Source organism: Legionella quateirensis (assembly GCF_001467955.1).
Lineage (GTDB): Bacteria > Pseudomonadota > Gammaproteobacteria > Legionellales > Legionellaceae > Legionella > Legionella quateirensis.
Genome location: NZ_LNYR01000012.1, coordinates 800,626 through 813,829 on the forward strand (window position 1 = coordinate 800,626; position 13,204 = coordinate 813,829).

A 13,204-nucleotide genomic window follows, 5' to 3' on the forward strand; every position below is an offset into this window, starting at 1 on the left:
TATCCCAAATGATCCTTGGTGCCTCGCTTCAAATAAACAACACAATTGATCAAATATAATTCAATATGACTTGTTAAAGGTTCCTTAAGGTTGATCGTCTATACTGAAATTGAGCAGTATAAAAAGGGGCTGTTATGGCTTTAGATGGGCGTTATGGACCGAGTGAATTACGAAGCGTCATAAGGGTTAATTTTACACCGCACACCAAGCGGCCAACTTTGGGTGGAATCAGTACCCCAGGCTATTACAGTAATGCTCATGCGATAGTATTAGATGCAGCTACCGACACGGTTAATCCAAAAGCACAAACCTTGCAAACCATTCAAGATGCGTTTGAGCCGCTTAAAAATTGTACCGCAGCTGATAAACAGAAAAAAATAATTATACCCGTTACTGAGGAACAAAAAATATTAGGTATTTTTCCTCGTAATCATTGGGTCACTTTATATTATGATCCCCAAACAAACCAGGCAACGTTACTTGATTCAAGACCCAGGATAGTCTCTTTTTTATATCCAAGCTCAGCAATGAAAGAATCATTGATTGATGGATTAAGTACAATCTATGGAGTAAAAACCGCTAGAGAAACACAATTTGAAATACGGTATCAGGGCACTCAGCACAATGACACCTACTGCGGTGCATGGACGAGTAGAAATATTATGGATCTTGCTGGTGCAAATCCGCAGAGAACATGCACCACTATTGAGCAACAAACGGTTGCTTATACAGACAAGCATGAACAAAATATTGTTGATTACAACATTGAACTTGTAACTAAGGGTACCTCAGATATTAATGTACATTCCGTACCGTCAAAGCCCAATCTATGGCAAAGATTTTTAAATTTTATTGGTATTAATCCTTCTAATGACTCTGTTATTGATTCTGATGCACCCAAACCTGAATTAGCGAGTTGGTCTAAAGCAACCCAGCTATTCGATGCTCATCCAACCCATTCGACTCACTCATCTGCACAGAAGGTTGATGACTGGGAAATGGTGGATGACAATGAGTTACACAATACGAATTCTCAAGTTCAAAGTATATCGGCCTTATCTGATAACGAAAACGAATTAGAAATAGATGAGCACGACTTAAGCACAAATACTCCATCATTCCCTAATTGACCACAACTGACCATTAACAAATCACTCTGTTCATAGCAAAAAATGTCTGCGGATAAGAAACCATGAATAGTACATTTATAATAAACAGGAAAATCAGGGCAACCCAATAACCTTGCGTTATTTTAATCAAGGAGTGTTAAATAGTTTGAATCGCAAAATGGATTCAAGCTGTGCAAGGTACAAGGAGCAGATACGGTCGCCATGCCATGAGAAGATAATCTGACACAAGAAAATAGATAGGAACGAGTAACTCTACCTGTATTACATTCTGCTCCTTATTAGCAGCATGTGTAAGACCTAATCAATCCATTAACCTGCTGAATTTATAAGAAGACTAAGAGTCTATTCACAGAGATATCCACAGAAAATGTGGATAAGTAATCAAACCGAAATCACCCGATAATTTAAGAATGATCCATATACAGTAAGAGATTACCAATAAAATTGATTTTTAATTTCAGATAATAGTCAAGGGAATCAGAAAAAATATCCACAAGAAGAGAACAACAGTTTTGGATATTCAGCGTATCCATGGTAACAACAAAAATATTAAAAAAACAGTCTTGACTGGCATTATTTTTCTAATTTTTTTTATTAATATAAAATTATTTTAATCCCTGCGACACGACCTATCCTATGCCCCTATTTCTTAAGTACGATTAGTAACAACCGGAAATTCTATCCAGCGAGTGGTATAGCAAAATGAGCGCGATTGATTGTTCTGGCTGTAGGAAATACCTGGCTCCTATTTCCTGAAAATTCATTTATTGGAATATTGTATCACTTACTAATATACTTATATTTTACAGATCGTTAGTCAGAATAATGGCAATTAAATTATTTTTAGATAATCAATTGGATTAAATCCTGTTTCATTTAAATTAAAACGGTAATTTATGAAGAGATTTGGATGACTAATGTAAGGCCTAAAATCGAAAAAAAAATGATGCACAGTATTCGTGCTGATCGAATAATGTTACTCAACGAGAATTTACTCTTTAGCATTCCAGCGAATTTTATTTGTTTTTTAATTGTATTTATTGGACTCTATACTCAAGTAAACCACACATACCTTTTGATATGGTTTATAACCGCAGTCTTTACTTTTGTCCTGCATGGCGTTGTATACATTTTTAATCGAATCCATTCCTTACCAACAGATGGTTATTTAAAATTCTTGATTGGACTAGCCATTATATATGGCACTCTTTGGGGAATAGCAGGTTCAATACTCATTCCCCAAAACAATCTGCTGTATCAAATGCTTGTCATCATTATTAGCATCGGTGTTGCATCGGGTGGACTGCATACTCTTCAGCCAAATATGACTGCAAGTATCTTATTTTTAACTTTAATCATTCTGCCGATAAGTTTCTGGCTATTCTTCCAAAATACACCGACTTATTTTTTACTTGGAGTCGCCATACTGATTTATTTATGCTTCGTATTAATGGTCTCATGGATGGGTAATAAACTCCTGAATGCCAATATTAGATTACGTTATGAAAATTTGGATTTGATCAATAGGTTAATCAGCAACAATGCAATTTTGGAGGAAAGTGAGTCTCGCTTTCGCTCTGCATTTAATTTTGCGGCGATTGGCATGGCTTTAGTTTCTTTAGAAGGCAAATGGTTAAAGGTAAATCCATCCCTTTGCCAAATTCTTGGTTACACTGAAGAAGAATTATTAAAAATCGATTTTCAAACCATTACTTATCCTGACGATTTAGAACAGGATTTAAATTATGCTCATCAATTACTAACTGGTGAAATGAGTTCCTACAGCATGGAAAAACGCTATATCAAAAAAAATGGTAGTGTCATATGGATTTTACTGAGTGGGTCCTTAATACGAAACCATGAGAACAAACCGCTCTATTTTATTGCGCTAATTCAAAATATTGATGCCCAAAAAAAAGCGGAACAAGAACTAAAATACATTGCATATCATGATGTTTTAACGGGATTAGCCAATAGAAAACAGCTGGATGCATCATTTAAACTTGCCATATCCTATGCAAAACGACACAAAAATCAAATAGCTATTTTGTTCATGGACTTAGATCATTTTAAAGAAATTAATGATACTTTGGGGCATGATATAGGAGATCTCTTGCTTATAGAGATAGGACTTAGATTAAAAAAAACCATACGATCAACTGATATTCTTATCCGACAAGGTGGGGATGAGTTTATAATCGCTCTCACTGACATGTCTGATGTCTCTCAAATTGAGATGGTAGCTAAAAAAATATTAACTGCTATAGCAAAACCCATAAAAATAAAGCACCATCAATTTGTAATTACCGTTAGTATTGGTATCAGCATTTATCCGAAAGATGGAGAAGACGTCAATATGCTGATCAAGCAAGCAGATAAAGCACTCTATATCGTTAAATCAGAAGGAAGAAATAACTTTAGATATATTTAATTAATTAAAAATTACAGCCGCTTATTTATTAATGACTCGCTTTTAAAAACATCCGTTTTACAAAAATAAATTTATAAATAATAATGCCTTTTCTCGCCCTAAAACCAAGAGTTTTACTATGTTTGAAAAAAATAAGAGTGATTTACATTGTCATTTGAACGGCAGCTTCAGTCTCGAGTTTCTTAAAAGAACTGCCGAAAAGAATAATTGTATAGCAACTTATAATGAGTATGAGCAATTAAGACAACACTATCTAGAACTAACACAAGAACAGCCAACAGACGGGTTTCCCAAAAAACTGATTGATATGATCTGGGGATTATTCGGGTTAATTCATAAAATAGTACAAAATTTAGATGACATCATACAAGGTACAATTGATGTAGTGCATCACTCAGAAGCCAAATATCTTGAAATTCGAACCACCCCAAAAGCGATAAACGGTACATCAAGAAATGACTATATAGATGCTTTTGAGGAAGGACTTAGTTCTGCAAATTTCCAAAATGATAAAAAATCCGCTTATGGCTTATTAAGTCTCGATCGAACAATCCACACTATTGAGGATGCTTCAGATTTTATTCAACGCGTTTTAAATAGCTCCAAAAAAGTTCTAGTAGGAATTGATATTAGTGGCAATCCTCTTGGTAAAAGAACGCTTACGGGCCAAGATTTAGCCAAAGTAGTCACTATGGCTTTAGAAAATAAAGTCAGTTTTGCTATTCATATGGGAGAGAGCGATACAGAAATTGAAAAGCAAGATACGGATGCCGTTTTGGATGCATTGGAACAGTGGCATAAAGAACATTTAGACGATGCAAATGCTTCTTTTTCAGGAAAAATAAGATTAGGACATTGCATTTATTTAACTGACCAGCAGAAAGAAAGAATTCGCACTCTGGCATTACCTATAGAAATATGTCCGACTTGCCATAAAAAACTCAATTGGCATTTGGAGGATATGGAACACCCTGTGGCCTCTGTTTATTCCGATGTATCTGAGAATTTAATAGTAGGAACCGATGATGATGCTATTTTTGGTGGACGTATGAATAACGAATTTAATCAATTTATACGTTTTTTCTCGAATAAAACAAATTTATCCCGGAAGGAAATTAAAGAACATCAATCTGTGTTTCGATTTGGGAATTAAACGTTACAATTGCTAATCCCCCTCTTCTCAAAGACGTTAACGTCCGCCATACCTCTTTTGATAAGCCCTGCCTTCTTTCCAAACAAGAAGGCCATTAATTTAAATTGATTTTCCCAATCTACCGCTTTGTATAACGACCAATCATCCAATTAACCTGCTGAATTTATAAGAAGACTAAGAGTCTATTCACAGAGATATCCACAGAAAATGTGGATAAGTAACCAAGACGAAATCACCCAATAATTTTAAAATAATCCATATACAGTAAGGGATTACCAATAAAATTGATTTTTAATTTAAGATAATAGTCAAGGGAATCAGAAAAAATATCCACAAGAAGAGAACAACAGTTTTGGATATTCGGAGTACCATGGTAACAACAAAAAAATTAAAAAAACAGTCTTGACTGGCATTATTTTTTTAATTTTTTTTATTAATATAAAATCATTTTAATCACTGCGACACGACCTACCCTATGCCCCTATTTCTTAAGTACGATTAGTAACAACCGGTAATTCGGTCCAGCGAGTGGTATAGCAAGGTGAGCGCATTTGAGCACGCATTGCCCAAGGCTTAGAATATCCTTCGGCTGCCAGCTTAATGGTATGACTCCCAAAACGAGAATTGATGGTATCAAATAGCGACATTAAGATGTCTTTTTTAACGAGTGTTTCATCGCTGGGTTGATGAAATAAATCCAGTTGCATCGCTGATTTATCCACTAAATCCTCAAGCATTACCCCTACTTTCTTATAATGAATTCCGGGTTTAAACAGTTTTTTCAAACAGAGTTTCGCGATTTTTGTAATGACTCGGGTGTCATCTGTGGGATTAACCAGACGACATTCAATGCTATTAGAGTACTGCTCCAAATCCTGACGAAAAGGATTCCCACGAATAAATACATACAAACGCTGCGCCACCAGATTTTGACTGCGCGCTTTCTCACAGGCTCTGGCACAATGACTGCTGATGGCTTGTGCCAAAGAAGCAAATTGAGTTTGCATCTCACCAAAACTTTTGGATGACATAATGCTTTGTTTGGGTTCACTGACCTCCAACCCGCCGCACGGTATTCCCTGCAATTCCATTACCGTGCGCATGAGCACTACATTATAGTGTTTCTTAATGAGATGAGCATTTAATTGTGCTAAATCCAAAGCGGTATAAATTCCCTTATTCATTAATTTTTTTTGCCACTGCCGCCCTACGCCCCAAACATCGCCCACACTGATTTTTCCTAACCAATGCCGTTGCTCACTGACATTAAACACCGGTATTTTTAACTCTTTTTTACAGATATGGTTAGCAATCTTGGCCAGGGTTTTCGTAGGTCCAATGCCAATGGATGTGGGAATTCCGGTCGATTTTAAAATGGTTTTTTGTAATTGAATACAAAAAGAATCATGCATTGAAGATGGCATGGTACTTAAATCAATGAATGCCTCATCAATAGAATAAATCTCAACCTCTGGCCATGCTGATTCGATCACTGACATAACACGCTGAGATAAATCGCCATATAATGTATAGTTTGATGAAAAAACCTGGATGCCATGCTGCTTGCTCAATGCTTTAATTTTAAAAAAAGGCTCACCCATCGCAATGCCAAGTGCCTTGGCTTCATTAGAACGAGCAATAACACAACCGTCATTATTGGATAAAACAACTATGGGTTTATCTCGTAAATCAGGCCGAAACAAACGCTCACAGGACGCATAAAAATTATTGCAATCAATGAGGGCAAACATCATCAGCTCGCCGGATGAATAACGTGAGTGACCACACCCCAAATGACCAAATCTTCATCTCCAGTAATTTCTATAGGTTGATACTGATTGTTTTCAGGTAACAATTGCACTGTTCCGGCTGTACGTGATAGCCGTTTTACGGTCAATTCCCCATTAATCGCGGCAATCACTATTTTTCCATGAGTTGCCTCAATGCTTCGATCAACCACCAGCATGTCTCCTGAGGCAATGCCCGCACCCGTCATGGAGTCCCCCGAAGCAGTAACAAAAAAGGTGGCGGCAGGATGTTTGATCAGATGCTCGTTTAAATCCAGATGCATCTCGATGTAATCATCCGCAGGAGAAGGAAACCCTGCTCGCACCGTACTGGCATATAAAGGAATTTTATAAGATGTACTTCCCTCCAAAAAACCTTTAACATCTTCAATCCGAGATACCGGAATTCGAAGTGTCTTGGTCGTTTCTCCATACTTCCCTTGTCCTTTTGGACGTCCTGCATTATCTCGTTTGCCACCATGACTCATCGCCACACCTAACTTGAATTAAGTAACACTATTCAAATATAGGCTTAAAAAGTGGTGATGTAAACTGTGATACGTTCAAATTTTTATAAACTAAAGATAACTTACGGATTTCATTTAATAAAAAAATTTAAGTAATGGGTTCAATAGACTCATGAAGAGTAAATCGGGAGTTATTCATTTTAGTGGTCACGGGATAACACATTAAATCGGAACCCGAATAGGGTTTAAGAAGATTCAATAACACCGATTGATTGCACTGTGAAATATCCATCCACTCCTTCATTGAATCATTATTTAATAAAACCGGCATACGGTTATGAACGGGAGCCATGAGGTCATTGGCTGACGTTGTAATCAAGCAACACGATTGAATTAACTCACCTTCTGGACTTTGCCAACTGTCCCACAAAGCAGCAATGGCCAATAGGTCATCGTTTTTATTTTTAAAATAAAAAGGCTGTTTTTTAATTCCTTGTCGCCACTCGAAAAATCCGCTCATCACAATGATACCGCGTTTTGATTTAAACGATTGACGAAATGCAGGTTTTTCAGCAACGGTTTCGGAACGGGCATTAGCAAGGCTATTTCCTATACTTTTATCTTTAGCCCAGAACGGGACTAAGCCCCAACGAAGCCACAACGCAGAATTAGATTGCTCATTATCTAAATGACAAAGAAATAAAATATCCACTCCTGGAGGAATGTTATAGCGCGGAGAGAATTCTTCTAAATCTTCAATTTGGAACTGCGCTTTAATTTTTGCGCCAGGCGCTGCTAAAGCAAATCGACCACACATAATCGAGCATCATCCATTTTCATAGTTCTCTATTCAAGCTTAGCCTATAAGTTGAATCATCAGTTAAACTAAAACGAACAAACAATAAATTTTTGATTACTGTTCTTTTAAACACTAGAATTAATAATACATAGTACTGATGAACTATAATACTGAATTCATTTAGGGTACATTAATTCATTACAAACTGAATATTTAGTCCTATATCATAATCCCCAAGATGAAATTTAGATTGTGCTTTTCCCTAAAGAGTGTTTAGTAATTCAATGGATTGCCAAGGTGACACATGAAATGTCCATGGGCTGAATGTGGGTACGTAAGACAACAGACTGAAGACTGCCCTGAATGGCAATGTCCCGCTTGCAAAAATGCCTATAATAAACATCCCGATTACAGCGGAAATAATTACTACGCAATACAATTGACCTATAAAGAAATTCCTAATGATAAACAGATTACAGCAGGCACATTATTTCTCTATTTAAATAATAACGCTATAGAAGGTGCTTGCCTGAATAAAAATAATGAAATAGATAGAATAAATCTATCACTTGACGATCTAAAATTAAAATTCAATGAAATTATAGACGTTCTGAATAACCCGCCATCAATATTGAACGATGAACAAGAAGCCGCAATTTTCACAGCTACCGCAATAAAAATAAATCAAGAACTCGAAGTTTTAGTAGAGCAAGATGATAGAAAAAACTTCATTTATAAACTTATTATTCTATCAATTTGTATCGGATTGATAATCGTCTTGATATTTAACTATATTGACTCTGCTCCTCTCAAAACTCAAGGAGCAACCGGCATACAAACCCAATCAAATTACCCTGATAATACTCAAAATACGCTCCAAAATAGTGAAATTAATGAAACACATTTAATTTCTAATGGAATAAATCTTGATTTTATGGTCTCCAAACTTGGAACTGCTGAAAGCCTGGCAAAACAATGCGACAACATATGTCAATCTCAGCATATAAAAGACAGTAGTTGTGACAAAGTGAATGACATTTTAAACGCTATCTCACCGCAAATTACTCAATATAGAAAATACATGCAAATTAATAGTATTGATAAGCTAAGCGCTAATAGTCAAAATAAAATTAATCAGATCAATCAATTTTTATGGAGTATTCCTAACGAGATGGATTCGGCTCAAAATTTCTGTTCAGAAAATCCAGCCCCCAAGATAACTACAGAATCTTATCAGGTAAATCAAAATAAGCTTGATCTCGCATCAAAAGGTCTGCATTTAGATATACTTTATTCCAAGCTCTATACCGCGGATTCAAGTATACGTAATTGCAGAATCAGTTGTGAGTCACATCTTTCTTCTTATAACGACTGCGCAATTTTTATAAGAATTTATAATGAAAGCGCACCTCAACTGCAACAATTATTCGATATACTACATTCTCAACGAGAGAAGATTTCAAGTGAGGATAATAAATACATACAAAAAATTATTTATTTACTTGAAGACATAAAAACAGAACGAACAAAAACAGATAATTGTATTGAATCACGATAAACAAAACTCAGAGTTGATTTTAAAGCTCAGGACACCGCTGATCATGTAAAATAATTTTATGTATCTTTGAAATTATTAGGGTCTGTTGACAATTGATCTATAACCCCTACGTGGGTCTTACGGAGAATTAACAAAATGAATTGTCAACAGACCCTAGCAACCATTGCTTTTAATTGACTTCTCAGGATGTCGATTTATTCGTTATCGCCTTCAAGCAATTTGATGTTCATTTCGTCTGACTCAACGCCACTTAACTGAATTGTGGCTTTTCAAAATCAGGATAATACTCATCCCACATCCGATTACTGTAATCGATAATATTGGACAACTGGAGTACACTGTGCTTAAAAGGATCATTTAAGGGAGTCCAAATAATATTAGCCAGAAACGCAAAAGCAGTCGCATCGATACTGGTTGGTTTATCACCTAGAAAGTAGTTATTATCACCTAGAATGATGGCTAGATTATTCAAGGTTTTTATCCCTAATAACAAGACCTCTTCAGGGTTATGTCTTCCCATGCCTTGAAAATCGAGTTCTTTTAGCATGTTTTTTCTTACTAAATTCGGAATAAATAATTTGGAAACAGTAGGTAATGATCCAAACATTGTTTTTTTTAAATGCTCCCAACCTGCATCATTCTGCCATCTCATATAGACAGCCACCCAATACAATCGTTCACAAAAAGCAATTTCGATTAATTCGGCAATGGCTTTTTGCTCCAGGGTTAAATCCTTATCCAATACATCGCCAAAACGTTTTTTAAGTACATCAATGATGAGCTCACTGTCAGGGTAGAGCGTCCCATCCATCCTGATATAAGGTAGTTTTCTTTTGGGACTTTTTTGCGGATTATTCACAAATTTACTTTCATAAGGGATGTGCGCCATTCGTAAATAGGTTTCTACCTTCATGCAAAAGGGGCTGGCATTAGGTAATCCCCAAAGTCTATAAAACTGAAATAATGTAATCATCTGCTTTATCTTCCTTATCATAAACGCAACAGGACGGTTCAAACCTGCATGAGAAAATCCCTGTCTGTACTGGATGCCCTGCAACACAAACCCCGCAGGATGTTCCTATCTTATTCAGTCAGGATAGACACTCAAGGTGTTCAAATTAACTGAAGTCTTATATAATCCCGGCAATCTACTCATTACAGGGAATTCAATGTCACTTTGTCCTTGTGGATCGCAAAAAACTTACAATGAGTGTTGTGGTATATACATCGACGATAATCAATACCCACAACATCCCGAACAACTGATGCGATCACGATACACTGCTTATAGTTTAGCTAAAATTGATTACATTACAAAGACCATGAAAGGCAAACCTTTAATCAATTTTAACCCTATTGAAGCTAAAGCATGGGCACAAAGTATTACCTGGATAGGCTTAAAAGTGTTCCAGTCCTATCTGGAAACACCTGAAAAAGGTTTTGTTGAGTTTTCGGCTGTATTTCTTGAACGAAATAAATTAAAAACCATCCATGAATTAAGTGAATTTCATCAAGAAAACACTGTTTGGTTTTATGTAGATGGTGTTACCAGACAATTACAAAAGAACAACATCAATCAAAAAGTTCCTCGTAATAATCCCTGTCCCTGCGGCAGTGGTAAAAAATTTAAAAATTGTCACGAACAATAACGTTACCCTTAGGCATACATAATGAATGATCACCTGATTTTAAATATTTTTATTTTTCTTGCAGCAGCCAGCGTCATGGTACCCATTGCCAATCGGTTTAAACTGGGCTCTGTAATTGGGTATCTCACGGTAGGAATACTAATAGGTCCTTTTGGTTTGAAACTGATAGGCAATTCCGAACAAATCATGAGTTTTGCTGAGTTTGGGGTCGTCATGATGCTGTTTTTAATTGGTTTGGAATTAGAACCCATCATGCTTTGGAAATTAAGAAAGTTAATTGTCGGGTTAGGCGGGCTTCAGGTCGTCATGACTACAGCGGCCATCACGGGCATTGGAATTCTCATGGAATACACCTGGCAAGCCAGTCTGGCTGTGGGTATGTCGCTGGCGCTGTCTTCAACAGCCCTCGTCTTGCAGATGCTCCAGGAAAAAAACCTCCTGAAAACCGCAGAAGGAGAAACCTCTTTTGCCGTATTATTATTCCAGGATATTGCGGTAATTCCTATTCTCATTATCATGCCCTTGTTAGCTCAAAATGGAGGAGCGGCACCGATCAATCTTCATGCAAACCCCTTCATTGCGCAACTGCCCAAATGGCAGCATGCACTATTAGTCACAGGGGTAATAGGCGCCGTTATTTTAACGGGACATTATTTATCACGACATCTGTTTTTAATCATTGCCCGAACCAACATACGTGAGGTATTTACTACGTTTTCCCTTGCCCTGGTTGTTGGAATCACCTTATTAATGGAAACGATTGGGGTTTCCCCTGCGTTAGGTGCGTTTATTGCGGGTGTAGTATTAGCAAACTCACAATACAAACACACCGTAGAAGCAGACATTCAACCATTCAAGGGATTACTGCTGGGATTGTTTTTTATCTCCGTAGGAATGGGAATGAATTTCAATCTGTTCTACAACCAAATGCTATTAATAACCTCGGCTGTACTTGGTTTGGTTGCGATTAAAATCATCATCTTATTCATTCTCGGTCGCCTTTTCGGGCTGACTAAAATCCAAACCATAGGCTTCGCAATTGCTTTAGCGCAAGGCGGTGAGTTTGCTTTTGTTCTTTTTCAGTATGCGGGATCATCAAAAGTAATAAACACTGACGCCAGAACTATGTTCACTCTGATAGTAGCTTTATCCATGCTGACCACTCCTTTTCTAATGTTAATTTACCATCGGTATGTCGTTCCTAAATTGATGAGCTTATTGCCTGAGCGAGAATATGACTCCATCAACGAAAAAAACGGCATTATCCTTGCTGGATACGGCCGATTTGGTCAGATCATTGGCCGTCTGCTGAATGGTGAAAATATAAAAATAACCGTATTGGAAAAAAATCCAGAACAAATTGAATTACTGAGAAAGTTTGGCTACAAAGGCTATTTTGGAGATGCTAATCGCCTGGATCTGCTAAAAAGCGCTGGGGCGGAGCATGCTCAATTATTAATTGTCACTGTCGGAAACGCTGATGCGAATTTAAAAATCGTCAAAATGGCAAAACAACATTTTCCTCATTTGAAAATTTATGCCCGGGCACGTAATCGTCGTCATGCTTATGAATTACATAAAGCCGGAGTTGACTATTTTAAACGCGAATTATTCGACTCTTCATTAACCATGACTAAAGAAGTATTAAAATTCATTGGATATAAACAGGAAGACATTGAGAAAAAAGCCAACGCCTTCCAAAATCATGATGAAGCTGCATTGCTAAAATCCTTTGAGTTCTTTGAAGAAGAAGCTGATTTGATCAATTTCTCCAGGCAAGCCTCTGGGGAATTAGAGCAAATCCTGCAGAATAGTTAACCTTATCAGGTAAGCATCAATCACCCTGGAAATAACGTCATCCTGAACGCAGTGAAGGATCTCCAACCAATGGCTCGGTGCCAATTGCTGGAGATCCCTCGTTCCACTCGGGATGACGGTTCCATGATTCGTCATCCTGAACGCAGTGAAGGATCTCCAAATGCAGGCACAGAGCCACATTCAGGAGAGCCCTCATTACATTCGGGATGACGCAACGTTTTCAACTCCGAGAATTACGTCATCCTGAACGCAGTGAAGGATCTCCAACCATTGGCTCGGTGCCAATTGCTGGAGATCCCTCGTTCCACTCGGGATGACGGTTCCATGATTCTTCATCCTGAACGCAGTGAAGGATCTCCAAATGCAGGCACAGAGCCACATTCAGGAGAGCCCTCATTACATTCGGGATGAC

10 protein-coding genes are annotated in these 13,204 nt (G+C 37.2%); 6 read left to right on the forward strand and 4 right to left on the reverse strand.

Annotation, left to right across the window (positions count from 1 at the left end):
• The first annotated feature begins 134 nt into the window (after positions 1 to 134).
• From Lqua_RS07995 to Lqua_RS08005, 3 genes are all read left to right on the forward strand, one after another.
• Positions 135 to 1,130 (forward strand): hypothetical protein, encoded by a 996-nt coding sequence (locus tag Lqua_RS07995; protein ID WP_058473734.1) that lies wholly within the window; start codon positions 135 to 137, stop codon positions 1,128 to 1,130.
• Between the two features lie 910 nt (positions 1,131 to 2,040).
• Entirely contained in the window at positions 2,041 to 3,561 is a 1,521-nt protein-coding gene (locus tag Lqua_RS08000) for a GGDEF domain-containing protein (protein ID WP_058473735.1), read from the forward strand.
• Positions 3,562 to 3,679: 118 nt separating this feature from the next.
• Positions 3,680 to 4,714, forward strand: a complete 1,035-nt coding sequence (locus tag Lqua_RS08005; protein WP_058473736.1) for an amidohydrolase family protein — start codon at positions 3,680 to 3,682, stop codon at positions 4,712 to 4,714.
• Positions 4,715 to 5,202: 488 nt separating this feature from the next.
• Here Lqua_RS08005 and Lqua_RS08010 read toward each other — a convergent pair whose 3' ends face one another.
• The 3 genes from Lqua_RS08010 to Lqua_RS08020 all read right to left on the reverse strand — a co-directional run bounded on the left by Lqua_RS08010 (position 5,203) and on the right by Lqua_RS08020 (position 7,785).
• Complete coding sequence (locus tag Lqua_RS08010) at positions 5,203 to 6,465, reverse strand: Y-family DNA polymerase (RefSeq protein WP_058473784.1); 1,263 nt, start codon at positions 6,463 to 6,465, stop codon at positions 5,203 to 5,205.
• Between the two features lie 2 nt (positions 6,466 to 6,467).
• Positions 6,468 to 6,989 (reverse strand): LexA family protein, encoded by a 522-nt coding sequence (locus Lqua_RS08015; RefSeq protein ID WP_058473737.1) that lies wholly within the window; start codon positions 6,987 to 6,989, stop codon positions 6,468 to 6,470.
• A gap of 127 nt (positions 6,990 to 7,116) precedes the next feature.
• Positions 7,117 to 7,785: an SOS response-associated peptidase gene (locus tag Lqua_RS08020; RefSeq protein ID WP_058473738.1), complete on the reverse strand. Its 669-nt coding sequence runs from the start codon at positions 7,783 to 7,785 to the stop codon at positions 7,117 to 7,119.
• Positions 7,786 to 8,071: 286 nt separating this feature from the next.
• On the opposite strand from Lqua_RS08020, the gene Lqua_RS08025 reads away from it, so the two are divergent.
• Positions 8,072 to 9,325, forward strand: a complete 1,254-nt coding sequence (locus tag Lqua_RS08025; RefSeq protein WP_058473739.1) for a hypothetical protein — start codon at positions 8,072 to 8,074, stop codon at positions 9,323 to 9,325.
• Positions 9,326 to 9,575: 250 nt separating this feature from the next.
• Here Lqua_RS08025 and Lqua_RS08030 read toward each other — a convergent pair whose 3' ends face one another.
• Entirely contained in the window at positions 9,576 to 10,298 is a 723-nt protein-coding gene (locus tag Lqua_RS08030; protein WP_058473740.1) for a glutathione S-transferase family protein, read from the reverse strand.
• Positions 10,299 to 10,494: 196 nt separating this feature from the next.
• Between Lqua_RS08030 and Lqua_RS08035 the strand changes: the two genes are divergently transcribed.
• Positions 10,495 to 10,974: a YchJ family protein gene (locus tag Lqua_RS08035; protein ID WP_058473741.1), complete on the forward strand. Its 480-nt coding sequence runs from the start codon at positions 10,495 to 10,497 to the stop codon at positions 10,972 to 10,974.
• Between the two features lie 21 nt (positions 10,975 to 10,995).
• Complete coding sequence (locus Lqua_RS08040; protein WP_058473742.1) at positions 10,996 to 12,792, forward strand: monovalent cation:proton antiporter-2 (CPA2) family protein; 1,797 nt, start codon at positions 10,996 to 10,998, stop codon at positions 12,790 to 12,792.
• Positions 12,793 to 13,204: the final 412 nt, after the last annotated feature.

What these genes read in the sequence shown, in the direction of transcription:
- Lqua_RS08030 (WP_058473740.1), bottom strand. Translation starts at nt 10,298, where the DNA reads ATGATTACATTATTTCAGTTTTATAGACTTTGGGGATTACCTAATGCC.
- Lqua_RS08025 (WP_058473739.1), top strand. Translation starts at nt 8,072, where the DNA reads ATGAAATGTCCATGGGCTGAATGTGGGTACGTAAGACAACAGACTGAA.
- Lqua_RS08020 (WP_058473738.1), bottom strand. Translation starts at nt 7,785, where the DNA reads ATGTGTGGTCGATTTGCTTTAGCAGCGCCTGGCGCAAAAATTAAAGCG.
- Lqua_RS08040 (WP_058473742.1), top strand. Translation starts at nt 10,996, where the DNA reads ATGAATGATCACCTGATTTTAAATATTTTTATTTTTCTTGCAGCAGCC.
- Lqua_RS08005 (WP_058473736.1), top strand. Translation starts at nt 3,680, where the DNA reads ATGTTTGAAAAAAATAAGAGTGATTTACATTGTCATTTGAACGGCAGC.
- Lqua_RS08000 (WP_058473735.1), top strand. Translation starts at nt 2,041, where the DNA reads ATGACTAATGTAAGGCCTAAAATCGAAAAAAAAATGATGCACAGTATT.
- Lqua_RS08015 (WP_058473737.1), bottom strand. Translation starts at nt 6,989, where the DNA reads ATGAGTCATGGTGGCAAACGAGATAATGCAGGACGTCCAAAAGGACAA.
- Lqua_RS08010 (WP_058473784.1), bottom strand. Translation starts at nt 6,465, where the DNA reads ATGTTTGCCCTCATTGATTGCAATAATTTTTATGCGTCCTGTGAGCGT.
- Lqua_RS07995 (WP_058473734.1), top strand. Translation starts at nt 135, where the DNA reads ATGGCTTTAGATGGGCGTTATGGACCGAGTGAATTACGAAGCGTCATA.
- Lqua_RS08035 (WP_058473741.1), top strand. Translation starts at nt 10,495, where the DNA reads ATGTCACTTTGTCCTTGTGGATCGCAAAAAACTTACAATGAGTGTTGT.